This is a genomic window from Streptomyces sp. NPDC050674 (assembly GCF_040654575.1).
Taxonomy (GTDB): domain Bacteria; phylum Actinomycetota; class Actinomycetes; order Streptomycetales; family Streptomycetaceae; genus Streptomyces.
The window spans coordinates 1-1,868 of sequence record NZ_JBFAIG010000057.1 but is presented as its reverse complement, the minus strand read 5'-3'; the positions used below and the strand labels follow the sequence as shown (position 1 = coordinate 1,868).

Annotated in this window: 1 protein-coding gene; it reads left to right on the top strand. The window is 73.5% G+C overall.

Translation table 11 applies throughout. The annotated features are described in order from the left end of the window. Positions 1–1,868: beta-ketoacyl synthase N-terminal-like domain-containing protein (locus tag AB0I06_RS34260; RefSeq protein ID WP_363122767.1), on the top strand; the 1,868-nt coding region annotated here is incomplete at both ends.

Sequence of the window (1,868 nt, the reverse complement as noted above, 5' to 3'; positions counted from 1 at the left end):
TGGCATCTGCATGAGTTGACCCGGGACATGGGTGTGAAGGCGTTCGTGCTGTATTCGTCGGTGTCGGGTCTGCTGGGGACGGCGGGGCAGGCGAACTACGCGGCGGGCAACGCGTTCCTGGACGCGTTGGCTGCGCATCGCCGGGCGGCCGGACTGGCCGCGACCTCCCTCGCCTGGGGCCTCTGGGACGGCACCCACGGCATGGGCGGCACCCTCGGCGACGCCGACCTGGCCCGCTGGACCCGCCAGGGCATCCGGACCCTCACCCCCGAGCACGCCCTGGCCCTGTTCGACGCCGCCCTGGCCGGCGACGACGCGCTGCGCGTCCCCGTGGTCCTCGACCAGCGGGCGTTGCGTGCCGACTCCTCGCCCCTGCTGCGCGAACTGGCCCCGGCCCCCCGCTCCCGGCGCACGGCCGCCCGGGCGGCCGACGCGGACGCCGAGGGCACCACCTGGGCCCAGCGGATCGCCGCCCTGCCGCAGGAGCGGCGGCGCGAGACCGTCCTCGACCTGGTCCGCGGCATCGTGGCCGGCGTCCTCGGCCACACCGACCCGCAGCGTCTCGATCCCAAGCGCGCCTTCAAGGAGAGCGGCTTCGACTCGCTCGCCGGCGTCGAACTGCGCAACCGCCTGAACAACGCCACCGGCCTGCGGCTGTCAGCCACCGTCGTCTTCGACCACCCCACGCCCGACGCGGTCGCCGACCATCTGCTCAGCCGCGTCGCGGACACCGCGGCCCCGGCACCGGCCCGCACCGCACCACGCGCCACCGCCCATGACGAACCCATCGCCATCGTCGGCATGGCCTGCCGCTACCCGGGCGGCGTGGCCTCACCGGACGACCTGTGGCGGCTGGTCGCCGAGGGCGGGGACGCCATCAGCGAGTTCCCCGGCAACCGGGGCTGGGACCTTGACGGCCTCTACGACCCGGACCCCGCCCACACCGGCACCTCCTACGTCCGGCACGGCGGCTTCCTGCACGACGCCGACCGGTTCGACCCCGCCTTCTTCGGGATACCGCCGCGCGAGGCGACCGCCATCGACCCCCAGCACCGGCTGCTGCTGGAGACGGCCTGGGAGGCGTTCGAACACGCCGGCATCGACCCGGCCGCTCTGCACGGCTCCGACACAGGCGTGTTCACCGGCGCCATGTACGACGACTACGCCTCCCGCCTAGCGGCGAGTCCCGAGGAGTACGAGGGCTTCCTGCTCGCGGGCAACCTCTCCAGCGTGGTGTCGGGCCGGCTCTCCTACACCTACGGCTTCGAGGGCCCGGCGGTCACCGTCGACACGGCCTGCTCGTCCTCCCTGGTCGCCCTGCACCTGGCGGCGAACGCGCTGCGCAACGGCGAGTGCTCGCTCGCCCTCGCCGGCGGCGTGACCGTCATGGCCGGACCGGGTGTCTTCGTCGAGTTCTCCCGCCAGCGCGGTCTGTCGCCCGACGGCCGCTGCAAGTCCTTCGCGGCGGCGGCCGACGGTGTGGCCTGGTCGGAGGGCGTGGGCCTGCTGGTCGTGGAGCGCCTGTCCGACGCGGTGCGCAACGGACACCGGGTGCTGGCGGTCGTACGGGGAAGCGCGGTCAATCAGGACGGTGCGTCGAACGGCCTGACGGCACCCAACGGCCCGTCCCAGGAGCGTGTCATCCGTCAGGCGCTGGCCTCGGCCGGACTGTCCCCCGCCGAGGTGGACGCGGTGGAGGCGCACGGCACGGGCACCCGGCTGGGCGACCCGATCGAGGCGCAGGCGCTGCTGGCGACGTACGGCCAGGATCGTGAACGGCCGTTGTTGCTGGGGTCGTTGAAGTCGAACATCGGGCATGCGCAGGCTGCCGCGGGTGTGGGTGGTGTGATCAAGATGGTGCAGGCGAT